Origin of the sequence: Psychrobacter sp. SZ93C1 (assembly GCF_015864635.1) — a bacterium.
Lineage (GTDB): Bacteria > Pseudomonadota > Gammaproteobacteria > Pseudomonadales > Moraxellaceae > Psychrobacter > Psychrobacter fozii.
The window spans coordinates 303,012-327,145 of sequence record NZ_JADYWY010000001.1 but is presented as its reverse complement, the minus strand read 5'-3'; the positions used below and the strand labels follow the sequence as shown (position 1 = coordinate 327,145).

The window sequence follows — 24,134 nt, the reverse complement described above, 5'->3', positions numbered from 1 at the left end:
TGCGTTGTTAATAACAATTACAGTAAATTAGGTTGGTCATTATATAGATAATATCGCTTGTGTCAACATCTTTATTCATTAAAATATAATTAATTTTTAACTTATAAAGACTAACAACTGATTTTTGCGATGCTACTCTAAAAACAACACTATAAATGGAGGTGAAGGAGGGATTCGAACCCTCGATACGCGCAAACGTATGGTTCCTTAGCAGGGAACTGGTTTCAGCCACTCACCCACTTCACCAAACGACGTAAGACTTTTTAAGTTCTAAAAAATAGTATTATTGCTGATAATACGTCTTATCCCGTGGGCGATGATTATAGCAAAACCAAAAAGAATTGCAAGCATTGTCTAGCTATTTAATGCAATTTTTATGATATTTATTTGTTTATATCGTCTTATGCCTTTTTTAACGAGTAAAGTATCTCTAAAAACTAGCAAGAATGAGGTCTAAGCCAATCAATATGCGGTTAATTACTATTTATCGGTAAATTTGATCGATGCATTAACTTTCAATATATAGTCAAATCCATATCAATCCGCTACATCGTCATCCTCGCTAAGCACACTAATGTATAGCTTGCACTCAGTTTCCTTGTATCGAAATTATTTGAACTCAACGATACAATCTCTCACTTACTGTGGCTTTTTCAGCAGTGGATAGCTATAGTATTTATTATTCATTTTAAAATATATCAAAGGAAGTGTTATGCGACCAGTGGTTCTTTGCTTTTCAGGATTGGATCCCTCCGGTGGTGCTGGATTACAAGCCGATATTGAAGCCGTTGGCCAAGCAGGTGCTCATGCTGCCATTGCCTGTACTGCCATCACCGTACAAAACTCGCAACAAGTATTTGGCTTTGAGGCTTGTGCCGCGGACTTGGTAAAAGACCAAGCCACAGCAGTGCTCGATGATCTGCCTGTTAGCGTTATCAAATCAGGTATGCTTGGTACGACTGATAATATCGCGATGTTGACCCAGTTGTTTGCTGAGCAAGTTATCGCTGCTGAGACACCTTTTGTATTAGACCCAGTATTGGTCGCCAACAGCGGTGGCAGCCTAGGTGATGAAAAGACATTAGTCACTGCTTTTAAATTGCTTCTCCCCTACGCCACTCTAATCACACCGAATACGCATGAGCTACGTGCATTAAGCGGTGAGCAGGACTTACACATCGGCGCACAGAAGCTATGTGAGCAAGGTACTCATGCCGTATTGGTAAAAACGTCACATGATTTTGATAGCGGTGATATTGAGCAGTATCTATATATAAAAGGTGAGATGGTACATCAAAGCATTTTGCCGCGTCTAGAAGGCGAATTTCACGGCTCAGGCTGCTCACTGGCTAGCTTTATCGCTGGACGTTTAGCAATGGGAGATTTACTTGTTGATGCAGTTAAGGCAGCGGATAGTTGGATTACCCAAACACTGCGTGCTGCTGATGCACCGCACCCTGATAATGCTCGCGCCCAACTGATACCCAATCGTTTCATCTGATTGCAACTGATTGATGTCCTTATATACGGATATCTTTTATCAGCGACAAAAAAAGGCGCTCTATGTCTTATAGAGCGCCTTTTTTATGTATTGTATTTTCGACAATGTAGCTTTTAGCTTAATAAATTTGGCTTAGCCTAACATCGGCAAGAAGCTCGCTGCCAAACCACCAATAAACATCTCTAGCAGAATAAAAGCAACAAAGGCTATCATCGGTGATAAATCAAGCATACCCATGTTTGGCGTGATACGGCGAAACGGTTCCAAGATTGGCTCCGCAAGATTCATAATGATGCCAATAATCGGATGCTGAGATTGCGTAAACACGACAATCCAGCTGACGATAATTGAACCAATAACCAAGTAGCGACACATACGCAAAAAATCTAAAATCAAACTGACAGTACCAGTGAAAAATAACGGTACAGGTGCAATGCCTTTATGGGTCAGTGCTGCCTTTCCAGAGATATCAATCAGACGAATCAAAAACATCAGTACAATCGCTGCAATACTGATACGACCTTGACCAACCGTTGGAAAAATACGTCCAAAAACATCGACAATATGGGTGGCTTTATAAGCAGGAGCTATCATTGGATTGCTCGCATCCATACCTGCAAATTGCAGCATGAAACGAATAAACACCAACATCATCGCAAAGGTGGTGACCAAATCAAAGATTTGAAATAACATGTTGTTCATGAAGTGCTACTCAATGTGACGTTATTAACAGGTTCTAGGATGACGAATGTCATTATCAGATGCTTAGTGTAGTCGACCCTCTATAAATTGGATACGGTGTCAGTATGATAATTTGTAGATTACAATCATCTGGACACCGGCAATCGTATTTTTGGGTTTTTCTAACTATTTGCTCATCTCTTCACTAAGCGCTTGGCTGCGATCAGAGCAGGCTTTCATCGCTTCGCTGATTTGACGGCCGATTTCATTGGCTTGCATAGACTCTACTGCGGCTTGAGTAGTACCTTTTGGCGAGGTGACTTTACGACGCAATTCAGCAGGCGTATCATCACTGTTCATCGCCATTTTCGCAGCGCCTAACATGGTTTGCATCGCTAGCGCTGAGGCTTTTTCTTTGTCCAAACCTAAAGCCACGGCTCCATCAACCATCGATTCGATGAAGTAAAACATATAAGCAGGTGCTGAGCCTGACACGGCCGTAACTGCATGCATATGCGCTTCATCATCAACCCATATGACCAAGCCTGAGGCTTCTACGACTGCGGTTGCTAGCTGCTTTTGTTCAGCTGAAATAGCATCCGTACCATATAGACCAGTTGCACCCATTTGAATCATCGAAGGCGTATTTGGCATTGCGCGTACGATGTTGCTATAGCCACCCAACATGTCAGATAAGAGATCCGTCGACAGACCTGCTGCCACTGAAATCACCAACTGATTGTCTAGAGCATCAGCAAACTCACCAACAACCTGTCTCATTACTTGTGGCTTAACAGCCAGTACGACGATGTCAGCGCCAATCACAGCAGCTTTAGGGTTTGCACTGGCATCAACCGTGTTCATTTGCTGCTTATCATACTGCTCACGTGTCTCTTTGCTAGGTGCTGATACAGTAATAAGTTCAGGATTGACGCCAGAGCTCACTAGCCCGCTAATCAAAGCCTGAGCCATATTTCCGCCGCCGATAAAGCTGATTTTTTTATTATCTAATACTGACATACTTGTCTCCTACACAAAAATTCAAAGTTATTCAAACTAACATATGCATATACAAAATGACATTTAGTTTACCATACTGCTACCAGCACCGTTTGATAAATTCATGCCGACCATAGTGCCATCAAACTTAAGAGCATCTAATAAATTACAAGCAATCTGCTCTATTTTTTGCACCTTTTTTGGGACTTAGATTACTTTTAATAAGGTGAGCGAGCTGATGATTGGTAGTGTCAGTTTTCAGATTATCAACGCTTAATATCCAACGATCAAAAGGCGACAGCAATAAAATAGGCAACGCTATCGGACTTTCATTTTCGGTCATTTTCTCATCTATAAAATCCACACTGATCACTATTAAGCTATCGCGTAACCATGAGGGGATACCCAAAGTTTGGTAAAGCTTTTTGCCAGACTGTGGGCGTGACGCTAGTGCTGTTTGTACACGCTGCTTACGACCCAACGGTGCTATCTTTAACATTGCTGTTCTTGATGATTTTAGCAGTGTGTCATATTGGTCATGGTCTAATAATCCCGCCAATTCATTTGCCAAAATCTGCACCTGCCAAGTGAAATTATGGTCACTACGTAAAGTAGTCAAGACAGGCTGTTCGTCAGCTGCATTAAACTCAGGTGAAGAGGTTTGTTGTAATCGTCGCGCCTGTTCGGTAAGCGACAATTTCAGCCAAGTCAGCCACTTATTGCTTAGACGATAAAGCTGCTGCCGATAACGACGAATAGTATAAGATTGCTTACGACCTTGCCAAAACAGTTCCGTTTGATGATCGTGGTCATCACGTTGGCTTAGATGGAGTACATCATCTACGAGCTGCTTAGCTGGTGGTAATGGCTCATCTTGACCCAGCCAATAATGTAATAATTGACGTTGGCGATACAGTGGTAGTTTGTGCAGCTCATCAATATTTATGACTTGCTGAGCAGATGGCAACTGCAATGAAGCAACCGCTGTCTGCTGCAAATCTGTAGCGGCTTGTGCACTGACACTTGCCTGTGCTTCACTCAATAGCTGCGCGCTACGAGCAATATTATCAATGACGTTGGGATTGTATGACGCCAATACCGGCATGATGTCACGGCGTAATCCACTACGCACGTTATCGCCTGTGTCATTGGTTGGATCATCAATATAGGGCAGTTGTAGACGCTGAGCATAGGCACTGATACGGCTACGCTGAATGGTAAGCCAAGGCCGCCATAGTATATTATGCTGTCCGCCTTGTCTCTGTACGCGCCACGGCTGCATGCCCGATAGACCATTCACACCAGCACCTTGAATCAATCGCATCAATACGGTCTCTGCTTGGTCGTCAGCATGATGGCCCAATAGCAAAACATCACCTTGATTGATATGTGCGCGCATTACCTCATAGCGAGCTTGCCGTGCTGCTTGTTCATCATGACCGTTCACTTGCGCACGTAATATATAACACGGTATTTTTTGAGCCGCTGCCCAATCAGCGACATGGGCTGCCCAAGCGCTACTGTCTGCTTGTAAGCCGTGATTTACATGTAAGAGCTGCGGTAAAAATGGTAATTTACCTTGTCGATAGAGCTGCACACATAACGCTGCTAATGCCAGTGAATCACGCCCACCACTACATGCTAGCCAAATTCGTCGCCCATGCAGCTGTTCATCATACTCAGCCAAACTGCTCAATAATGCTGCAGCTAGCTTATCGTCAGCGGGTAATTCAGCGACTGGCTCAATAGAGTAAGAAAGTATTGCACTGCTGGTCATAGTCAGCCTTATTTTTAGTTACGTTAGGTGCTTTATATAGTAACAGCCACAAAAAAACGCGCCATTAAATGACACGTTTTTATTTTAGCACTAAGCTCAACATCTAATATTAAAAGCCACGTATTCGTGATGTTTAATATTAGGTTGGTACAGTATTAGATTACTAAGCAGGCAACATCACTTCAGAGTTAAACGTTTTTAGCTTTTCATAACGTAGCTCGCAACGATCATGCGCATCTAAGTCTTTAAGTTCATCTAACTGTTCAGCAATGAGTGCTTTTAGTGCAGTCATGACTGGCTGCGGTTGCACGTGAGCACCTTCGCCTTCTTCAATAACAGCATCAATTAAGCCCATTTGATATAGGTTAATGGCGTTTAATTTCAATGCTTCACTAGCATCTTGTGCTTTTTCAGCGGTTTTCCATAAGATGGACGCACAACCTTCAGGAGAGATGACTGAGTAAATACTGTTTTGCAGCATGTTTACTTTATCACCCACGCCAATGGCTAATGCACCACCTGAACCACCTTCACCGATAATGGTGACAATGATAGGGACTTTTAGGCTAGAGAACACCGCAATACTTTCTGCAATGGCTTGTGCTTGACCACGTTCTTCAGCACCGATACCAGGATATGCGCCTTGGGTATCCACAAAGGTCATCACAGGAATATTAAAACGCTCAGCCATTTTGACCAAACGAATCACTTTGCGATAACCTTCAGGATTGGCCATACCAAAGTTATGAGCAATACGCTCGCGAGTACTGCGACCACGATGTTGACCAATTACCATTACTGGCATACCGTCAAAACGAGCCAAGCCACCAAGTATGGCTTTGTCATCGGCAAAAGCACGGTCGCCATGCAACTCATCAAATTCGGTAAACAGTTGATTAACATAGTCCATAAATAATGGACGCTTGGCGTGTCGTGCAAGCTGCACACTATCCCAGACAGTGCTCATAGACCTTTCCCTTTAATAATTATATTTAACAATAGCGTCGTTATCGGTTTGTAGATAATGGGTTTGTAGATAATGAAAGTACAGTTGTAAACTCAATAGAAGCTATAGTAGCACATCTTAAATCGCATAACATTACCGACAGAGCAGCTTTTGTTACGCGAATCTTTAGCTTAATAATTACAACCGTAATTTCTATAAGCGCTAAGCTTCAACCACGCTCAGCTTCACGCCCCACTTGGCAAATTGATCCGCTTCCGTCAGGAGATCAGACAATAAGAAAGCATAGTGTTCACTGCTATCAATAACGGTGATTTGCCAACAGTTATCATCCATAACTTTTAATTCTAATTCTGGTAACTCATAATCGCTGCGGCTATGATGTGCCAACACTGCCAGACGTAATAGTAAGCAAAGATAAACGAGCTGATCACCACCGATAGTGCACGTTTGCTCAAGCATATCAGCCTTGAGCTTACGGCGATGATTGAGCATCAACTGCGCCATACGTTTTTGATCGACTTGCGAAAATCCTGGAATATCTGAATATTCGAGCAGGTACGCACTGTGCTTATGATAGCTGCTATGACTGATCGCGAGCCCTATCTCGTGCAGGAAGGCTGCACGTCTGAGCAAGTCACCATCATCGCTACTAAGCGCAAGCTTATCCATGACCTGTTCAAATAAATGACGGCTGGTCTTGACCACTTGTTTGGCTTGTTTCTTATCACCTGAATAACGCTTAATCAGTGCCAATACACTGCGGTCACGCACATCTTCACTAGCAAAACGTCCGAGCATGTCATACATAACCCCTTCGCGTAGCGCACCATCTGAATAAGCAATGGTTTCAATGCTTAACACTTTCATCACTGCACGCAATACGGCAACACCCGCTGGGAATACTGCTTTACGGTGCTCTTTCACACCTTCTAAGTCAATATCATCAACGTTACCAATCTTGAGCAGCAGCTTCTCTAGTTTTTTGACACCTTTATAAGTAATTCGCTCTTGCTCATCAGCCCAGCCTTTTGAGACAAGGACATTACGCACTGCTTTGATCGTACCACTAGAGCCAACCACACTACTCCAGCCAGTCTTTTGATAACGGCCGTTGATTGCGAGTACTTCTTTGCGCGCGCCTGAGATAGCATTATTAAAAGCTTCTTTAGTAATCAATCCGTCAGAAAAGTATTTTTGCGTAAAAGCCACACAACCCATCTGTAGACTCTCAGTCAATAGTGGATCGAACTCTTGACCAATAATGAACTCTGTCGAACCACCACCGATATCCATCACCAAGCGTTTATCGCTACTGGCATTGGTGTGCGAAACACCCAAATAAATCAATCGAGCTTCTTCGCGCCCTGCAATAATTTCAATAGGCTTGGGCAAAATCTTATTGGCACGTGCAATAAAGTCGTTGGCGTTTTTGGCTTGGCGCAACGCATTGGTTGCAACCACACGAATACGCTCTGGAGGCACTGAGTCCAAGCGCGCCACGAACCGACTCAAACAATCAAGACCACGCTTTTCAGCTGCTGCACTTAGGATCTTATTTTCATCTAATCCGGCGGCCAGCTGCACCTTTTCAGACATAGACACTACTTTTCGCACCTCACCATGATCGAGACGCGCAATGGCTAGGTGAAAGCTGTTGGAGCCAATATCAATGGCTGCCATCATTTCGTCATCAGCAAGCGGTGGATTCGTAAGGTAGTCAATAGGCATAGGAGAAGTCGTTACCATGTTAGATAAGGGAAAAAGAATACTTATTAAAAATCAGGCGGCTGATCTGTGCAAAAATTACAGATGCATAAAATAGGGCTATCTATACGAATAGACGCTATTTTTGCCATTAAAGCATTTATGCCAAACACTCGCAAGCGACACAAAATCACAGTGAACGTGTCATGACACCATATATACAGTAAACGAGGCACACTCAGCATCTATTGCTTGTGTTAATAATATGGGTTTGCTACATTGAAAGCCACCAATATTATAATAAATAACAGTGACTTGGTGTCAGCTTATAAATAGGCTATTACCTATAGTCAGCATTTCAATAGAAAGAGATTTACTCACCAATGTTAAAGTCTGCCTCAATTTATATGGCATACACGATACCACTAGCAAGGAAGCTAAAAAATGAATAATACTGCCATACAGAACATGGCCAAAACTACTGATACGCAGATCAATAGCAATGCCAAAAAAGAAATCGTCAAAACCAATACGCCAGCTGCTCAAAAATTTTATGATTTCTATTTGGATGAGCATCAAAACATGGCTTGCCGTCGCTTGCACTTCGCAGGTAGTAGTTTTGGTTTGTTAGGACTGGCCAAGTCTGTCAAAACCCGTTCACCCAAACCACTACTCAAAGGTATTGCCGCAGGATATGCTTGTGCATGGGTCGGACATTTTTTCTTTGAAAAAAACAAACCGGCCTCTTTTAAATTTCCGTTAAAAAGCTTTGCTAGCGACTTCCGAATGTATGGCGATGTGGTGCGCGGCAACTTAAGCTTGAGAGATCGCAAGTTTGATAAATCACGATAAAATTCAATCGTTACATACAGCACGCATTAAAAAACTGGGCTGCTTAAAATAGCAGCCCAGTTTTTTATTCGTTTTGAGGATTTTATTCGTGTCATTCCACATTCATTAGTGAAATGACGTATTCATTTATCGCAAAGATTTACGTAATATTTTACCGACTGCTGTCTTCGGTAACTCATCGATAAACACATAAGACTGCGGACGCTTATAGCCAGTCAGACGCTCAATAGCAAAAGCCGCCAGTTCATCAGCCGTTAAACTTGGATCTTTTTTAACCACAAAGGCTTTGGGTACTTCACCGCTGTGTTTGTCTTCGACACCAATGACGGCCACTTCTAGCACTTTTGGATGCTCAGTTAATGCGGCCTCTACTTCATTAGGATAAACGTTAAATCCTGAGACCAATATCATGTCTTTTTTACGATCGACGAGTGTCAAAAAACCATCTCTGTCCATGACGCCAATATCGCCAGATTTAAAATAACCATCTTCAGTAAAAGTATCTGTATTGTCTTTCTGCCAATAACCTTGCATCACTTGTGGTCCTTTGATGCCGACTTCTCCCGGTGTTCCGATCGCACATGAGGATCCATTATCATCAATGATTTTGATATTCATCATTGCTAACGGCAGACCAACGCTACCATTAAAAGTCTTAATCCCTGGTGGATTGAACGAGATAACCGGTGCGGTCTCAGACATCCCATAACCTTCATGAATCATCATACCCGTCACTTGTTGCCACTGATCAGATACTGCTTTGATGATGGCAGTACCACCACCGATAGATAATGCCAATCGACTAAAATCAAGGCCAGCAAATTTTGGATGGTTGAGCATACCAATAAACAAAGTATTCACAGAAGGAATGATATGCGGACGATGCTGCTCAATGGTATTGACTAGCCCATCAATGTCACGTGGATTAGTAACCAATATATCTTCCCACCCACCATATATACCGAGCAGACCGCACACAGTAAATGAGAAGATATGATAAAGCGGTAAAGGATTCAGTATCTTGATCTGCTCACTACGACCCGCTTCAATCGCCCTGCCAAACATCGCATAACACTGACAGATATTAGCCATGACATTATAGTGTGTCAGCATGGCGCCTTTTGGCTTACCAGTCGTGCCGCCCGTATATTGCAATAATGCTAAATCCTCACGCTCGATAGTCACAGACTGATATTGCTCAGCGTGGTATGTATTTATGATATGCGCAAAGCTGACACTCTGCTCTGAGATATCATTTGCAACATCATCAGCTTTGGTTTGGTTGGTTTGATTGAATTGACGAGGAGTATCGGCGGACGGTTCAAGTTGGGTAAGCAAGGCAATATCGTTATCAGCAGGTGCCGCATTCGGATTGACAGAACAATGTACGACTAGTGACAGCTGCGATTTCACTGCATCGTCTAATTGATCGAAAGCGGCGGTCATCCCATCAAGGACAACCAGCACGCTAACTTGAGCATCCGTCAGTTGGTGTGCCAATTCATAATGGGTGTACATTGGATTGACGTTTACCAGTACGGTGCCTGAGCGCAAACAGCCAAGCAGCACGACTGCATACTGCAATATATTGGGTAGTTGTACCGCGACACGATCGCCCTTGTTGATTCCTTTTGCTTGTAAAAAAGCAGCAAAGCGGCGACTGGCAATATCCAATTGTGCAAAGGTAAGCGTAGCGGGCCCCATACTAAAAGCCACAGAATCACTATGCTGATCTATCTTGGGTTGCAATAAATCTAGCAGATTATGCTTACCCTCTAACACATCTAGATTGTTTCTAAGTCCGTGTTTCTCATACGAGGCTTGCCATAACGGTGGCGTATTACTGCTAGGCATATCATTGGTGCTGGTAGTCATGAGTTAGCGTCCTTGCTGAGTATGTTTTTCTCAGCATAGCACACTCTAATAACGATTTTTTAAGCGGCTGAGTCACTTTATCAGGTCTGTTATTAGCAGTATTTCTTGGGCCATATGCATCGCTTTTTATGAGCAATATACAGAACAAAAACTTGGCTCGACTAGCTTAAAACATATAGATGTAATCGAAAATACACATTTACCAACCCCTCATAAATTCAAGATATATGCGGAATATAGCCATGCTATGCTAAATGCCATTTCACACAAATAACGAGATTATATGTTTATCATGAGCCATATTAAAAAAGTTGGCTGTCTTGCTTTACTGTCAACAGGACTATTTGTCAGTGCTCAAGCGTCTGCAGCAGACACCTGCGACAATGCCTATACTCAAACAGATATGAATAAGTGCGCTGCAGCTAGATTGGCCGTAGAAGACCAAAAGCTAAACCAATCTTACCGTAATTTTCAGCGCTTACTTAACAGCTCTGAGAAAAAAGAACTAAAAGAGGTGCAGCTAGCATGGATCGATTTTAGAGACAAAGCTTGCCAGTTTTCTGCCAGTTCAGTTCGTAGCGGTAGTGCTTACCCAATGGCGCTCAATGGTTGTTTGACCACTTATACACAGCAACGCCGCGTACAATTAGATGCCGATATTAAGAACATCAAAAGTAAATAGATAACTTTAGAAAATAAGTAGTCATAAAGAATTAGCCATAAAAAAACCAGCACCTCTTAAGGTACTGGTTTTTTATTGCTAGCTTTTCTATTGCTTTGACTAATACTACTTATGACGTTGAGTCAGAATAAACTAAACATTGGCCATTTCTGCAAATATCTCATCAGCCGCTTTGATCGACACATCAATGTCTTCATCGCTATGCTTAATAGACATAAAACCTGCTTCATAAGCAGAGGGTGCAAGATAAATACCACGATCTAGCATGCCATGAAAGAAAGTATTAAACACCGTCATGTCACACTCTGTCACGTCATCAAAGTTCTGAGGCACAGTGGTCGCATTGTCTCTGACGAAGAACATACCAAACATGCCGCCCAGTTTATTGGTACGAAGGTTGATACCATGCTTGTCAGCCGCCGCTTGGAAACCGTCTACCAGACGATCAACTTTCGCTGCCAATTCGTCATAAAAACCCTCTGCCGTTAAGTCTTCAAACATCGCAATACCAGCACGCATCGCTAACGGGTTGCCTGATAACGTGCCCGCTTGATAGACACCGCCAAGTGGGGCGATACAAGACATGACTTCTTTCTTACCACCGAAAGCGCCAACAGGTAAGCCTGCACCGATGATTTTACCAAAACAAGTCAAGTCAGGATCGATGCCGAAGTGGGCTTGTGCTCCACCAAGGCCGACGCGAAAGCCTGTCATAACTTCATCAAAGATTAATACCGCGCCATTGGCAGTACACTCGGCACGCAACGTATCATGGAACTCTTGTGTTGGAATGACCATGTTCATGTTGCCAGCGATTGGCTCCAAGATAACGCAAGCGACTTCTTCGCCCCATTTCTCAAAACAGTCTTTAATCGCTTGCGGATCATTATAAGGAATCGTAATCGTGTGCTTAGCAAAATCAGCAGGCACGCCTTTCGAGGTTGGCTCACCAATATCAAGCATGCCCGAACCCGCTTTTACTAACAGACTGTCTGAATGGCCATGATAGCAGCCTTCAAATTTAACAATTTTGTCACGCTGGGTATAACCACGTGCCAAGCGAATCGCACTCATGGTCGCTTCCGTACCTGAGCTGGTCATACGAATCATTTCAACGCTAGGAACGATCTCGCAAATCTTGTCTGCAACGGTTGTTTCAAACGGTGTTGGTGTGCCAAAGCTTAGACCATCATCAGCGGCTTTTTTAACCGCATCAATGACTTTTGGATGTGCATGACCCAAAATCATTGGGCCCCAAGAGCCGACATAATCGATATAAGCATTGTCTTCGGTGTCATAAATCTTGCTGCCATTGGCACGGTGCATAAAGATTGGCGTACCACCAACTCCAGCAAAGGCACGGACTGGCGAGTTGACGCCGCCTGGGATATGTTTGCTAGCTTGTGCAAAGAGCTGTTCGTTTTTAGTACTCATAGTTATTCTCTACTCATAGGTTCTATGTTTTATAACTTCTGTATTTTTTGACTAAACGTCTATTTTATATTTGTTTATTATCCAATTTTTCAAGCACGTTTGGAGCGCTAGGCTTTTTTGACAACAGAAGATTTGAGCTTCATTGGCCCGTAGCCGTCAAGTTTGCAGTCGATATCATGACCGTCAGTAGCATCTGGCAACAGACGAATACTTTTTGCTTTCGTCCCGACTTTAATCACGAGTGAAGAGCCTTTGACTTTTAAGTCTTTGATTACAGTCACGGCATCACCGTCTTGTAGCTCGTTGCCGACAGCATCACGAATAACTGCATCTTGCTCTTCAGCTTGCGCAGCATCGGTCTCAGCCGCCGTCCACTCATGAGCACACATTGGACATACCAGTAACGCACCATCTTCATACGTATATTCAGCATCACATTTAGGGCAATTTGGTAAGCTCATTATTTCCTCGGCAGCCATGACAGATTAGGTTTTTACTAGAGCCAACATTGTACCGTAACTCGACAATTTTAACCAATTTGTACGGTTGAAAACTGGGTACTGAGCCCAATTTAACTGTTAACTCACCACTTAACCACGAGCTTTTTTATGACCGTGTTTTTTGTGGTACTCTTCTTAACCTCATTTAGATTTATGTGCACATATACTGTCAATGATAAAAGCACCCATATAGTTTTTTATCACTTCGATTTACCCTCTATATTATTAATAAGTAAGCTCTCATCAGAAGGATAATAATAATGACTCAAATTTCAAATACATCGATATTACCAAAGTTTGCCCAATTAACCATTCAAGGCGAGGATGCCGAAAAATTCTTTCAAGGACAGTTGACCTGTGATGTCACCAAGCTTGGCCTCAGCTATCAAGCTGCTGCCATTGGTAATTTAAAGGGACGCATTGAATTTGGTATTTGGATTAAGAAGCAAGCAGAAAAGCAATATGATGTGGTCATCAGTAGCGACTGTGCTGAGTCATTGCAAGCCCACTTAAAAAAATTCGGGGCGTTTTCTAAATTTGAAACCAGCGCACCGACGCCAATTTATCCTTGTGTCCTTGATAATGTACCAACTTTTAGCCATAAAGATGACCATAATACGACTGAGGATACACAAGCTTGGATGCAATGCAGTATTGCCACTGGTAACTATTGGATTGTAGCCGCCACTCAAGGCGAGTTTCAACCGCAAGAGCTGCGCCTGCATCAGCGCGGCGGCATGGATTACGATAAAGGCTGCTACTTAGGTCAAGAAGTCATCGCTCGTATTTATTTCAAATCAGCACCCAAAGCATTTTTGCACTATGTAAAAGGCGTTGGTGAGCTACCATCTGCAGGTGATAAAATCGGTAAAATCCAAGTGGTTAATGCAATTGCCAATGCCGAAGGTTTTGAAGCATTGGTCATCACTCGTCCAGAATACCTTGTTGATAGCGCACTGACGCCACTAGACTTGCCAGCCGCCCTTCAAGCTGATGTAGCCCGCGCCAAATAAAAACTTGCCTTATATATGGTGTTAGAAGTTTAACCCATTACTGTCAAGCCATTAGACAATCACAGTAGAGAACCCTATGACACATGTTGCAGTACTTGGAGCAGGCGTGGTCGGTGTGACCACCGCATGGTATCTTCGTCAAGCAGGCTATGATGTGACTGTGATTGAGCGTGAACCCGCAGCAGGCTTGCAAACCTCATTTGCAAATGGTGGTCAAATATCGGTGTCGCATGCCACACCTTGGGCCAACCCTGCGACTCCGATGAAAGCGCTGAAATGGTTGTTTAAAGAAGATGCCCCGCTATTGTATCGCTTGCGTGCGGATAAAGCGCAGCTCAAATGGGCGATGCAATTTCTACAAGAATGCCGCGCTGACAAAGCCGATGCCAATCTTGTACAAATGGTACGTCTGGGTCTGTATTCTAGAGACGCTTTGCAAAAGCTGCGTGCAGATACCGGTATTAATTACGAGCAGCAAACCCGCGGTATCATGCACTTTTATACCAATCAGGCAGAGTTTGATGCGGCTATAGAACCAACCGAACGCATGCAAGTGCTTGGTTGTGAGCGCTACGTGATTGATATTAATAACGCCGTCAATTTAGAGCCATCGCTTTACCCAATTGCTCATAAGCTGACTGGAGCAACCTATACCAGTCGTGATGAGTCTGGCAATGCCCATCTATTTACTCAACGTTTGGCGCAGCGCTGCATTGATGCTGGCGTGCAGTTTTTGTATGATACCGAGATTTTGGCACTCAATACGGATGCTGACTCTTCGCGCCCGCATGTGCACAGTATCACCATTCGCCCAGCAGGTGAAAATGCCCAGACTTTTACTGCAGGTACTTATGTGTTGGCGCTTGGCAGCTATAGCGTATCATTGTTAAAACCTTTGGGGATACACGCGCCAATATTTCCAGCAAAAGGCTATTCAGCCACCTATACCGTCAATCCACGAGCACCACATCTAGCACCTTTTGTTAGCTTGATTGATGATGAGTTTAAACTGGTTACCTCACGATTGGGTGACAAGTTACGAGTGGCTGGCACCGCAGAGTTTAATGGCTACAACTTAGACTTGAATGCCACTCGCTGTGAAGCCATTACTCGGCGTGTACAGCAGTTATTTCCGAAAGGTATTATCGCAAACTCGGTACAATATTGGACAGGACTGCGCCCGATGACCCCATCGAACGTGCCTTTGATTGGTCGTGCGCACTGCGGTCAGGTCAAACATGGTAGTCATAATGTTTCAGCTACTTTTGACAACTTATGGCTCAATACTGGGCATGGCACATTGGGATGGACACACTCTTGTGGCTCTGCAAAGGCCCTTAGTTTGTTAATCCAAGGCGAAACCCCTAACGTCGATTTTGATTTCGTCGGTATGAGCGTTTAATCGGGTCAGCGATATATTCAGATTGCAAACAAAAAAAAGGCGCTCACTTTACGTGAACGCCTTTTTTGCATTTCTATAAGTTTATAATTAACTTTATGCTAATGCGCCTTCCGCTACAGTTTCTGTAGCAGTAGATAAACTATCTACATCCATATCCAATGCTTCTAGTTGCACAGGTACACCGTTGACTGCGGCATTACCACTCAACTGGTCAATCAAAGTGTCATCGGTCAAGTCGTTAACGCTCACCCCTGCGTGTGCTTGGGCAATTTTCTGCTTAACCCCTTTGCGGCCGTGACCAAAGCCATGCGGAATACTCACCACACCTGGCATCAGCTCGTCGGTCACTTCTGCTGCGATGATCACACTGCTGATCCGTGAGGTAACTTTTACAGATTGACCATCAACGATGCCATGCTGCGCCGCTGTCTCAGGATGCAGCATCAAGGTACAACGAGATTTGCCTTTTACCAATCGATGGCTGTTATGCAACCATGAGTTGTTGCTACGCACATGACGACGGCCAATGAGCAAAATCTCATCATCATTATACTGCTGTACCATTTCTCTCACCCGTGCCAAATCTGCTTGATAAAAATCCACATGAAGATGAATCTGCTTGTCTGCATGCTTGATAGCGTCTGGCAACATACTGTGCAATGGCCCTAAATCGATACCATGCGGGTTTTCAATGAGTACATCTAACGTGACCTCTTTATAAGGCCCATACTTTAGACCTTGCTCTAAAACAAATTTCGGCCCAAATGCTTTTATCGCTGCACGCTCTTTTTGTGTTGCTTCTGGCGCATCTTTATCCAAACGATCTGCCAACTCTAAATAAATCTCCCAATCATGTCTCGTCTCTTCTGATCTCTCAAACAAGGCTGGCGAGTATTTGGCGACGTTGTGCACTGCAAATCCATTAAACGTCACATCGTAATGGTCACGCTCGAGTGGTGATACAGGCGGCAAGATAATATTGGCATGACGACTGGTCTCGGTCACAAAATAATCAAGTGACACCATAAACTCTAGTTTTGACAGCGCTTCGTCTAGCTTTTCACCATTTGGGGTACTGAGCACAGGGTTACCTGCAACGGTGACGAATCCTTTTAATTGCCCCTCTCCCTCGACCAACATCTCATCCGCCATGGCTACTACAGGATACTCACCATTAAAATCAGGCAAGTTGCTCACGCGACTGTGGCACTTACCCAAATAGCCTGGGCCTGAGCTATTCACAACGTCCATTGCAGGGTTGGGGAACATCAGTCCGCCCACTTCATCTAAACGTCCTGTGACGATATTAATGACCATAGACAGGTACTGACTCAGTAGGCCAAATTCTTGCACTGAGATACCCATTCGGCCGTAGCAGACTGAGCTTTCCGCTTCGCAGAATTCTTTGACAATACGTTTGATTTCAGGTGCCGTAATACCGGTAATATCTGCGACTGACTCAGCTGTATATTCCTTAGCAAACAAAGCAAGTCGGTCAATCTCTGGTGCCAAATCAGCAACCTTGCCATCTAACTTCGCATAGCCTTGCGCATAGATTTCATTCAGCATGGCCAGTAATAGCAAGACATCTGTGGCAGGGCGAATAAAATGATGCTCGCTAGCGATATCTGCCGTTTCTGTGCGGCGCGGATCAATGACCACCACTTTGCCATCACGGGCTTTAATATCTTTTAGCTTTTGGCGCATGTTGGGTGCGGTCATGATACTGCCGTTAGAGGCCAGCGGATTGCCGCCGATAATCAGCATATATTGAGTATGGTTCACATCAGGTACAGGAATGCGTAGCATGTGACCAAATAGATGCATACTAACGATATGATGCGGCAGTTGGTCAATGGAGGTGGCAGAAAATCGACTGCGGGTTTTTAAGCTAGTGAGTAGCTGTTTGATGGTAAGCATACCGCCCATGTTATGCACGTTAGGGTTGCCCAGATACACCCCCAATGCATTTTGGCCATATTTTTGCTGTACTGATTGAATACCTGCGGCCACTTTATCCAAGGCTTCTGGCCATCTGAGCGTCTTCCATCCATCCACCGTTCTTTCGACAGGCTGACGTAGACGGTCAGGATCTTCATGCAAATCTTGTAAAGCCGTTGCTTTTGGGCAAATATAGCCTTGAGAAAAGGGATCGTTTTTATCCCCTTTAATCGACAAGACTTTTTCACCGTCATGTTTGATCTCGACACCGCACATCGCCTCGCATAATGTACAAGTTCTAAAATGCGTTTGCTCATTGGCTGTATCTAATGTAGCCATGGTTGTGGCCATAATAACTCTCCCTGTTGTTTTTGATTAATCCTAGTTTTTACGATAATAGTTGTCGCTTATTATCGTTATTCACTACTATTGCTTCCATGCAAAAAATTGGCGAACAGTGCATCAAAGCTGCTGCTTAACGTATCAATCGCTTGCTGCCTTGAGTAGCGCTGCTGATGACAGCCTAATATGAGCTCATGTACTTGTGCAGCAGCAATATCAACACAAAGATTGACAGCACTGCGTTCACAAGAACGATTGGATAGCTGCAATCCTTGAATAAATATCTCTGTCCACTCTTCTTGTATCTCGATGACTAAATTGCCCAATCCGTTGTTTAACGAAGACTGGTTTTCTATATTGGCAGTAAACCGTGGGCGATCCTCTAACAAATGCTGAAACAGTGCAATGTTTTGAAAGGCCGAATCAAAAATCATCACCAAACATTGCTGACAGCGCTCATTAAACTGCGCTTTACTTAATACATCATAATCTTTGAGCATATCGACCCACGCCAGTCGCATGGGCGATAAATAGTTATCCTTTAACTGAGTGCTCAATTCATTTTGCAGCGCGTCTAGGCTGTCAAAATGGTTATAAAAGCTTGGCTGCGCAATACCAGCACCTTTAGCCACTTTATTCATACTCATGCCCTGAGCGCCCTCTAAGCTGTACAGTCTTAATGCACTTTTTAGTAATGCACGGCGTGTTTTGGCTTTCGCCATCTCGCGTTTAGATTCTGTTGGTACATCTGAATATTGCGCTAGTACAGTCAATGAAGAAGCATCCTTGTTTATTTACTTATTCGATAAATAATTAAATCGACACACCAGTAATTTACCTTGAGTGCTATTGCGCCGAAAAAATGTGATGATGACGGCCACACGCCGATAGCTATTATTTCAACTATAAGGTTATAGTCATTTAAACCATAAGTCTATAGTGAAACCCATAGTAGAACTCGTGCTTCACAAAATGAAATTTTTAGGTTGCCATCATGACATCATCTGTTTTTTCCCCTTTCACATTGCCTTGTGGCGCCACCCTTTCTAACCGCTTGGCTAAAGCTGCTATGGAAGAAAACATGGCGGATGAAGGCCAGATTCCTGGCCATGCACTTTTGCACTTATATCAGCGCTGGGCTGAAGGTGGCACAGGCCTTCTGATCACTGGTAACGTCATGGTGGATGGCCTTGCGATGACAGGCCCTGGTGGCATCGTATTAGATAAATACAGCGATATCGCTCCTTTTACAGCATGGGCACAGGCTGCCAAACAAAACAACACGCACGTTTGGATGCAACTCAACCATCCTGGTCGTCAAGTGTATGCTGCCATGGGAGGTGATGTGTTATCGCCTTCTGATGTGACCATCGACTTGGGTAAACACTCTGGCCTATTTAGCCAACCACGTGCCATGACGCTACAAGATATTGAACAGCTCATTCAACGCTTCGTAGACACAGCAATCAGAGCCGAACAGGCAGGATTTGACGGTGTCCAAATTCATGCCGCCCATGGTTATCTCATTTCTCAGTTTTTATCACCGCTGACCAATAAGCGCCAAGATGAATATGGTGGCTCAATTGAAAACCGTATGCGACTATTGATTGCAGTCATTAAAGCGGTTCGTGCTGAAGTGTCACCCAGTTTTGCCGTTGGGGTCAAAATAAATTCAGCAGATTTTCAACGTGGTGGGTTTGATGCAGATGATGCAAAAGTGGTTATTTTAGCCATGAATGAGTTGGCGGTAGATTTGGTTGAGCTGTCTGGTGGCAGTTACGAAAGTCCTGCTATGCAAGGTAGTACCGCAGACGGTAGAACACTACAGCGAGAAGCCTATTTTTTAGACTTTGCAAAAGAGATTGCGCAAGTAGCTACCATGCCAGTTATGACCACAGGTGGCGTTAGACGCTTGGCCGTTGCAGAAAATGTACTCGCGCAGGGAATTGATATCGTTGGTATGGGAACGGCTCTCGCCATGAATCCTTCGTTACCCAATGATTGGAAAAAGGACGGCACCCTAAGCGCTCATAACCCAGTCGTACAATGGCGCGATAAAACCTTGAGCGCTGTTGCGACTATGGCAGTGATTAAACGCCAACTTCAGCGTATGGGCAAAGGCAAGCCACCTAAACCCAATGCTTCACCGATATTCTCACTCATTGCTGATCGCGTTCGATTAAAAAAGCTGACCAAACGCTATCACACATATTTGGCTACCTTAAAAAATCCCACACAGTAATATCAAAGTTAAAAGTTATTCGTATGATTTAACACATTGTAGGTGCATTGCTATTTATATTTTTATGCTTATTAAGCGCTCAATAGAACCACTTTATAAATTTAAATGGCTTTGAAATCATAATTTTATAAAAACACGCTTGGTAGCTACTACGTATTGCAAACACAAGTGAGCCCGATTTTGACACAATGATGGTATAGGTAACAGACCTATGCCATTCATCATAATTAAGCAACACTATAAACATTGGATGTACAGACACCGCTGTCAAAACTGATTATATTTATTACCACAAGGCAGTCAATAACAATAAAAAATAACTGCTTTAGTGATCAAATAATTATAAAAACAACCAATAATAAGAGCAGTTAAAAATAAGACTTACTCAAGCACGTTCCAATAAAACAAGGAAAACAAAAATGAATGAACATACGCTAAAAGGTGAATGGAATCAGCTAAAAGGCTCAGTAAAGCAAAAATGGGCTGAACTAACTGATGATGATTTAACGCATATCGAAGGCAGCCGTGACAAATTGGTTGGCCGTGTACAAGAGCGTTATGGCCACGCTAAAGACGACGCCGAGCGTGAAGTAGATGACTGGCGCCGTGAAAATAAATACTAATTTATTTTAATGATAAAAAACAAAAAGCCGCATAGAAACTATGCGGCTTTTTATTGGGTAATGATTTCTGTAGAGCTTGATAGATATATTAAGTATAAGTGGACAGATAAAAAACCATTCATCCTTCAGCTTAATAAAGTTTCTCAATACCCAGACACGATAAAACCGCATAGCAATTAATTGTTATGCGGTTTTATTGTTAACTATCCATGTTACCTATCACGACCGTTTCCTATACATCCTTGCATAGTCTTCAGCATATTGTGATACTGGGCATCCTGCCCTATTTACTACGTCTACAGCATTAACTGCTGCTATCAGCAAAGGTTATGTGTCCTTACCTCACTCATTATTATCATCCTGATGCTAATAAGTCAGTCATTATCCTTAATGCGGTCAACTCAATCCTTGAGTCACATTTCCTAATGCCGTGTGACTATAATGCCCAATTCCCAACCTGATGTTAAGTCGCATAAGCGTCATTGAGTGTAAGCATATGCTTACAAGCATTTTAATAATGAGCCAATTTGTCTTGCTTTTACATGGCTAAATGACCATTTCACCGACCACGCCGACCAAAAATCCTAGTGAGGCACCCAGTGACGTCAGATAATTATTGTCTAATTTACTTTCAGGAATGATGTCTTGAATCAATAAATAAAGAATACCACCACTCGCAAACGTCATTAAATGTGCAGTAATATTGGGATGCTGACTCAATAAAAAATGCCCAATAAGTGCTGAGATGACACCAAAGAAGCTCAAACCAAAAAATATGGTCAATGTCTTTCGCACACTAAAACCGCTGCGCACTAAGTCACGAAACGAGTTAAAAGATTCAGGCAGATTTTGCAAACCAATAAAAATAGCCAACAACAATGCCATTTGTGGTTCGATAGCAAAGACAGCACCTAAAGCAATAGACTCTGGCACAAAATCCATCATCATCGCTAGCAACGTTGCCTGCTGACTGCCTGATGATGCTAGCTTTCGGTCTATCAACATAAATAAGATAGCGCCAAATGAGAACGAGCCCATCACGCCCCAAACACCTAACTCATCCATACCTTTAGGCACTAATACCAATGCCAGAGCAGATAAAATAATACCTGCACCAAAAGACATTAATGTATGAACCAGCTGCGCCTTAACCGGACTGTCTTTAATATGATGGTCAAACATATTGGCCAGCAGTCCACCTATAAATACCGTTGCACCTGCAAATCCTGAAAACAAAATAAGTTTGAGTGGCATTTTTTTCCTTATTGTTGGTTGAGTATCTTATTAATTTATTATCTTTGTATTATATTGCTCAACGGCTTGTCTTGGATACTATGTCTAACGCATGACTGTTTTGTTCATTTACAACTTCTTAACGTAAATGACATCTAACACCAAGCTTTATACCTTATGATTGATAATGTAAGTAAATATTTCATCATTAGCTGAATTATCAGAACGCAGTTGCTAGGCAAGGTATTTTCGCCAGTATGGTAGTGAATACCAATATATTAGATGTCAAATCCATCAAACTAAGCATACCAAGTTAAGAATACATAGTTAAAAATACACAGTCGCTGTGCTATACCAAACAATAGGAAGGTTCATTATGAGAACATTACAACGCTCCACCATAAAGACGATTCTTTCATCAGGGCTTGCGGTTGCTTTGTTGGGCACGATGGTCAGCTGTACCACTATTGCCTCCCCTTATGACAATCGCCCTGTGTACCGTGATAGCAATACAAGTAAAAATAACGTCAACCGCGTTAGTCAGCAGCTACGTCAAGACTTACGTCGCAAGGGTTATGATGTCAGAGACATTCAAGCTAACAATTACCGAGGCAGTCAGATACTTACGGCTTATGCCACTAAAGGTAAACAAGCCTATGAGCTTAAGTATACGTATCCTAACTTGAGGCTTATCAGCTCAGACAAGAAATCATGGTCATCTACTGGAAAAAATGATAGATACGAAAAAGACCATGATAAAAAGGATGAATATAAAAATAATGGTAAGCATAAAAACAGTAAGCATCATAAAAACGGTGATATCGAAGGCAATATTACAAGAGAATCCCGCTACCCAGCCATCAAACAACAAGCCATCAGAAAAGTTAGTGCGATGGGTTACCGTGTAAAAGATATTGAGCTTGAAGAAAAAAATAATCGCGGTGTGTTTGAAGTCGAAGCAAGACGTGGCTCACAAGATTATGAAATACTACTTGGCTATCCCAATCTAAATGTCATTAAGGTAAAAAAAGACTAGATTTCAACACCACTACTATTCACAACATTCGTATCTTATAGTATAGATACGAGTATAAAATTTTGGCATCACTAACCTCTTGATGCCTAAGGTCAAATAAACCAGCCCTTGGTATATTTGACCTTTTTTTCGTTTTATTACGCAAGACTAGGCCGTGTCCTCATTCACACTAAAAATCTAAGACCTTTATTACATCGTAAGCTGGTGTCTCATACGGATGCGCCTCTTTTAACGCAGCGATAACAGTTTCAATGACCGCTTCATCAACCACCATTTCAACTCGCCATTCATCGACCATTTCTAAGCTATCATGTGTACCGATGTGCGGCGTACTACCTGATAATGGCATAAACTGTCCTGTTCCCTTTACCTGCCAACAGCATTGCTCATAATTACCAATGGTACCTGCACCGGCGACAAACAACGCAGACTTCACCTGATCTAGAGCAGATTCTGGGATAAAAACCGTGAGCTTATACATATCATCCATCCTTTCTACATTAATCTCATGAAATACATTAAAGATAAACTGTCTAATCTACAGGCGATACTATTTTTTGGACAAAGAAGCATGATCGCTCCAAACATAACGTAATAACCAGTCTTTCGCTTCACCTGCATAGTCAATGCCAATACGTGGGCGCAGCGATATTGGAGGCTGACACCCATCATCTTCTATCCAAACAGCTGACGCTAGGCCAATTACCTTGCCATATAAATCACGATCAATTTGCAATCGTTTGGTTAGCTTCCCAGGGCCAGCAAACTGCTTGGGATGACTAAGCTGTTTGTCTGAGCTAAGCAACTGCTCATCAAATAGACGACCACTATCCTCTGTCAAAAACCCAGCCCGTATCAACACCGACTCCGGCGACTCTGCAGCACCACTGATTAAGTTAAGCATATGATGTACGCCGTAGGTCAAATAGACATAGAACACACCGCCTTGCTCATACATAATTTCAGTACGTGAGGTTCTTGTGCCTGCATGCGAATGACAGGCAGGATCACTTTCACCGATATAAGCTTCGGTCTCTGAGATACGCATTCGCAGTATTTTCGCGGTGCCATCGGTATCTATCAATTTTCTACAGAGCACTTTGCCAACCAAGTCAGCAGCGACTACACAAGTTGGACGCGTAAACCAGTCAGGTGCTAAGACAGTTGACGAGGCAGTAGACATTAGCGAAACCTTTTCTTATTTTGATAATCTAATTGACATGACCAAATACTAATAAACAAGTATTAATAAATTAACATGAAATTAAGATAAGGTATTAAGGGTAATGTTTGTGCTATGTTTGATTTTTTATACGAGTTAAGTTATAAA

At 42.9% G+C, this 24,134-nt stretch carries 21 protein-coding genes and 1 tRNA gene; 8 read left to right on the top strand and 14 right to left on the bottom strand.

Annotated features, from left to right (window positions below; genetic code table 11):
• Window positions 1–156: 156 nt before the first annotated feature.
• Window positions 157–246 (bottom strand) — tRNA-Ser (locus I6E83_RS01425).
• A gap of 466 nt (window positions 247–712) precedes the next feature.
• On the opposite strand from I6E83_RS01425, the gene I6E83_RS01420 reads away from it, so the two are divergent.
• Window positions 713–1,501: a hydroxymethylpyrimidine/phosphomethylpyrimidine kinase gene (locus I6E83_RS01420; protein ID WP_197099682.1), complete on the top strand. Its 789-nt coding sequence runs from the start codon at window positions 713–715 to the stop codon at window positions 1,499–1,501.
• A gap of 132 nt (window positions 1,502–1,633) precedes the next feature.
• On the opposite strand, the gene I6E83_RS01415 is transcribed toward I6E83_RS01420, so the two are convergent.
• The 5 genes from I6E83_RS01415 to ppx all read right to left on the bottom strand — a co-directional run bounded on the left by I6E83_RS01415 (window position 1,634) and on the right by ppx (window position 7,653).
• On the bottom strand, window positions 1,634–2,203 hold the full coding sequence (locus I6E83_RS01415; protein WP_110921955.1) for a YggT family protein: 570 nt from the start codon (window positions 2,201–2,203) through the stop codon (window positions 1,634–1,636).
• A gap of 165 nt (window positions 2,204–2,368) precedes the next feature.
• On the bottom strand, window positions 2,369–3,202 hold the full coding sequence (gene proC, locus I6E83_RS01410) for a pyrroline-5-carboxylate reductase (protein ID WP_197099681.1): 834 nt from the start codon (window positions 3,200–3,202) through the stop codon (window positions 2,369–2,371).
• 145 nt (window positions 3,203–3,347) lie between these two features.
• Window positions 3,348–4,958: a tRNA lysidine(34) synthetase TilS gene (gene tilS / locus I6E83_RS01405; protein ID WP_197099680.1), complete on the bottom strand. Its 1,611-nt coding sequence runs from the start codon at window positions 4,956–4,958 to the stop codon at window positions 3,348–3,350.
• Between the two features lie 163 nt (window positions 4,959–5,121).
• Window positions 5,122–5,925 (bottom strand): acetyl-CoA carboxylase carboxyltransferase subunit alpha, encoded by an 804-nt coding sequence (locus I6E83_RS01400; RefSeq protein WP_110921958.1) that lies wholly within the window; start codon window positions 5,923–5,925, stop codon window positions 5,122–5,124.
• A 201-nt stretch (window positions 5,926–6,126) separates the two neighbouring features.
• Window positions 6,127–7,653 (bottom strand): exopolyphosphatase, encoded by a 1,527-nt coding sequence (ppx, locus tag I6E83_RS01395; RefSeq protein ID WP_110921959.1) that lies wholly within the window; start codon window positions 7,651–7,653, stop codon window positions 6,127–6,129.
• A 420-nt stretch (window positions 7,654–8,073) separates the two neighbouring features.
• Between ppx and I6E83_RS01390 the strand changes: the two genes are divergently transcribed.
• Window positions 8,074–8,481 (top strand): DUF962 domain-containing protein, encoded by a 408-nt coding sequence (locus I6E83_RS01390; RefSeq protein WP_197099679.1) that lies wholly within the window; start codon window positions 8,074–8,076, stop codon window positions 8,479–8,481.
• Between the two features lie 126 nt (window positions 8,482–8,607).
• On the opposite strand, the gene I6E83_RS01385 is transcribed toward I6E83_RS01390, so the two are convergent.
• Window positions 8,608–10,356, bottom strand: a complete 1,749-nt coding sequence (locus tag I6E83_RS01385) for an AMP-binding protein (protein ID WP_197099678.1) — start codon at window positions 10,354–10,356, stop codon at window positions 8,608–8,610.
• Window positions 10,357–10,648: 292 nt separating this feature from the next.
• Here I6E83_RS01385 and I6E83_RS01380 point away from each other — a divergent pair, with 292 nt between their 5' ends.
• Window positions 10,649–11,038, top strand: coding sequence for a lysozyme inhibitor LprI family protein (locus tag I6E83_RS01380; protein ID WP_197099677.1), 390 nt, complete (start codon window positions 10,649–10,651; stop codon window positions 11,036–11,038).
• Window positions 11,039–11,170: 132 nt separating this feature from the next.
• On the opposite strand, the gene hemL is transcribed toward I6E83_RS01380, so the two are convergent.
• Both hemL and I6E83_RS01370 read right to left on the bottom strand, forming a co-directional pair.
• Complete coding sequence (gene hemL / locus I6E83_RS01375) at window positions 11,171–12,472, bottom strand: glutamate-1-semialdehyde 2,1-aminomutase (RefSeq protein ID WP_197099676.1); 1,302 nt, start codon at window positions 12,470–12,472, stop codon at window positions 11,171–11,173.
• A 107-nt stretch (window positions 12,473–12,579) separates the two neighbouring features.
• A complete protein-coding gene (locus tag I6E83_RS01370) occupies window positions 12,580–12,933 on the bottom strand; it encodes a zinc ribbon domain-containing protein YjdM (RefSeq protein WP_058025320.1) in 354 nt (117 codons plus the stop codon).
• Window positions 12,934–13,232: 299 nt separating this feature from the next.
• Between I6E83_RS01370 and I6E83_RS01365 the strand changes: the two genes are divergently transcribed.
• Entirely contained in the window at window positions 13,233–13,985 is a 753-nt protein-coding gene (locus tag I6E83_RS01365; protein WP_197099675.1) for a YgfZ/GcvT domain-containing protein, read from the top strand.
• A gap of 76 nt (window positions 13,986–14,061) precedes the next feature.
• The gene (locus I6E83_RS01360; RefSeq protein ID WP_197099674.1) at window positions 14,062–15,387 is read left to right on the top strand and encodes a D-amino acid dehydrogenase; all 1,326 of its coding nucleotides are present in this window, start codon (window positions 14,062–14,064) and stop codon (window positions 15,385–15,387) included.
• 93 nt (window positions 15,388–15,480) lie between these two features.
• Here I6E83_RS01360 and I6E83_RS01355 read toward each other — a convergent pair whose 3' ends face one another.
• Together I6E83_RS01355 and I6E83_RS01350 are read right to left on the bottom strand one after the other, a co-directional pair.
• Window positions 15,481–17,679 carry a molybdopterin oxidoreductase family protein gene (locus tag I6E83_RS01355; protein WP_227680761.1) on the bottom strand — a complete coding sequence of 733 codons (2,199 nt, stop codon included), beginning with the start codon at window positions 17,677–17,679 and terminating at the stop codon, window positions 15,481–15,483.
• 65 nt (window positions 17,680–17,744) lie between these two features.
• Window positions 17,745–18,443, bottom strand: a complete 699-nt coding sequence (locus I6E83_RS01350) for a TetR/AcrR family transcriptional regulator (RefSeq protein WP_197099673.1) — start codon at window positions 18,441–18,443, stop codon at window positions 17,745–17,747.
• Between the two features lie 221 nt (window positions 18,444–18,664).
• Between I6E83_RS01350 and I6E83_RS01345 the strand changes: the two genes are divergently transcribed.
• A complete protein-coding gene (locus I6E83_RS01345; protein WP_197099672.1) occupies window positions 18,665–19,912 on the top strand; it encodes an NADH:flavin oxidoreductase/NADH oxidase family protein in 1,248 nt (415 codons plus the stop codon).
• A gap of 419 nt (window positions 19,913–20,331) precedes the next feature.
• Window positions 20,332–20,535: a CsbD family protein gene (locus I6E83_RS01340; RefSeq protein WP_110921969.1), complete on the top strand. Its 204-nt coding sequence runs from the start codon at window positions 20,332–20,334 to the stop codon at window positions 20,533–20,535.
• 546 nt (window positions 20,536–21,081) lie between these two features.
• Here the strand turns inward: I6E83_RS01340 and I6E83_RS01335 are convergent.
• A complete protein-coding gene (locus tag I6E83_RS01335; protein ID WP_197099671.1) occupies window positions 21,082–21,789 on the bottom strand; it encodes a ZIP family metal transporter in 708 nt (235 codons plus the stop codon).
• A 355-nt stretch (window positions 21,790–22,144) separates the two neighbouring features.
• Here I6E83_RS01335 and I6E83_RS01330 point away from each other — a divergent pair, with 355 nt between their 5' ends.
• Entirely contained in the window at window positions 22,145–22,804 is a 660-nt protein-coding gene (locus tag I6E83_RS01330) for a hypothetical protein (RefSeq protein ID WP_197099670.1), read from the top strand.
• A gap of 169 nt (window positions 22,805–22,973) precedes the next feature.
• Here I6E83_RS01330 and I6E83_RS01325 read toward each other — a convergent pair whose 3' ends face one another.
• Both I6E83_RS01325 and I6E83_RS01320 read right to left on the bottom strand, forming a co-directional pair.
• Window positions 22,974–23,285: an NGG1p interacting factor NIF3 gene (locus I6E83_RS01325; RefSeq protein WP_197099669.1), complete on the bottom strand. Its 312-nt coding sequence runs from the start codon at window positions 23,283–23,285 to the stop codon at window positions 22,974–22,976.
• 69 nt (window positions 23,286–23,354) lie between these two features.
• Window positions 23,355–23,987 (bottom strand): DNA-3-methyladenine glycosylase, encoded by a 633-nt coding sequence (locus I6E83_RS01320; RefSeq protein ID WP_197099668.1) that lies wholly within the window; start codon window positions 23,985–23,987, stop codon window positions 23,355–23,357.
• Between the last annotated feature and the right edge of the window lie 147 nt (window positions 23,988–24,134).

Excerpts from the sequence above, each read along its gene's own strand:
- I6E83_RS01420 (WP_197099682.1), top strand. The coding sequence starts at position 713 with ATGCGACCAGTGGTTCTTTGCTTTTCAGGATTGGATCCCTCCGGTGGT.
- I6E83_RS01415 (WP_110921955.1), bottom strand. The coding sequence starts at position 2,203 with ATGAACAACATGTTATTTCAAATCTTTGATTTGGTCACCACCTTTGCG.
- proC (WP_197099681.1), bottom strand. The coding sequence starts at position 3,202 with ATGTCAGTATTAGATAATAAAAAAATCAGCTTTATCGGCGGCGGAAAT.
- tilS (WP_197099680.1), bottom strand. The coding sequence starts at position 4,958 with ATGACCAGCAGTGCAATACTTTCTTACTCTATTGAGCCAGTCGCTGAA.
- I6E83_RS01400 (WP_110921958.1), bottom strand. The coding sequence starts at position 5,925 with ATGAGCACTGTCTGGGATAGTGTGCAGCTTGCACGACACGCCAAGCGT.
- ppx (WP_110921959.1), bottom strand. The coding sequence starts at position 7,653 with ATGCCTATTGACTACCTTACGAATCCACCGCTTGCTGATGACGAAATG.
- I6E83_RS01390 (WP_197099679.1), top strand. The coding sequence starts at position 8,074 with ATGAATAATACTGCCATACAGAACATGGCCAAAACTACTGATACGCAG.
- I6E83_RS01385 (WP_197099678.1), bottom strand. The coding sequence starts at position 10,356 with ATGACTACCAGCACCAATGATATGCCTAGCAGTAATACGCCACCGTTA.
- I6E83_RS01380 (WP_197099677.1), top strand. The coding sequence starts at position 10,649 with ATGAGCCATATTAAAAAAGTTGGCTGTCTTGCTTTACTGTCAACAGGA.
- hemL (WP_197099676.1), bottom strand. The coding sequence starts at position 12,472 with ATGAGTACTAAAAACGAACAGCTCTTTGCACAAGCTAGCAAACATATC.
- I6E83_RS01370 (WP_058025320.1), bottom strand. The coding sequence starts at position 12,933 with ATGAGCTTACCAAATTGCCCTAAATGTGATGCTGAATATACGTATGAA.
- I6E83_RS01365 (WP_197099675.1), top strand. The coding sequence starts at position 13,233 with ATGACTCAAATTTCAAATACATCGATATTACCAAAGTTTGCCCAATTA.
- I6E83_RS01360 (WP_197099674.1), top strand. The coding sequence starts at position 14,062 with ATGACACATGTTGCAGTACTTGGAGCAGGCGTGGTCGGTGTGACCACC.
- I6E83_RS01355 (WP_227680761.1), bottom strand. The coding sequence starts at position 17,679 with ATGGCCACAACCATGGCTACATTAGATACAGCCAATGAGCAAACGCAT.
- I6E83_RS01345 (WP_197099672.1), top strand. The coding sequence starts at position 18,665 with ATGACATCATCTGTTTTTTCCCCTTTCACATTGCCTTGTGGCGCCACC.
- I6E83_RS01340 (WP_110921969.1), top strand. The coding sequence starts at position 20,332 with ATGAATGAACATACGCTAAAAGGTGAATGGAATCAGCTAAAAGGCTCA.
- I6E83_RS01335 (WP_197099671.1), bottom strand. The coding sequence starts at position 21,789 with ATGCCACTCAAACTTATTTTGTTTTCAGGATTTGCAGGTGCAACGGTA.
- I6E83_RS01330 (WP_197099670.1), top strand. The coding sequence starts at position 22,145 with ATGAGAACATTACAACGCTCCACCATAAAGACGATTCTTTCATCAGGG.
- I6E83_RS01325 (WP_197099669.1), bottom strand. The coding sequence starts at position 23,285 with ATGTATAAGCTCACGGTTTTTATCCCAGAATCTGCTCTAGATCAGGTG.
- I6E83_RS01320 (WP_197099668.1), bottom strand. The coding sequence starts at position 23,987 with ATGTCTACTGCCTCGTCAACTGTCTTAGCACCTGACTGGTTTACGCGT.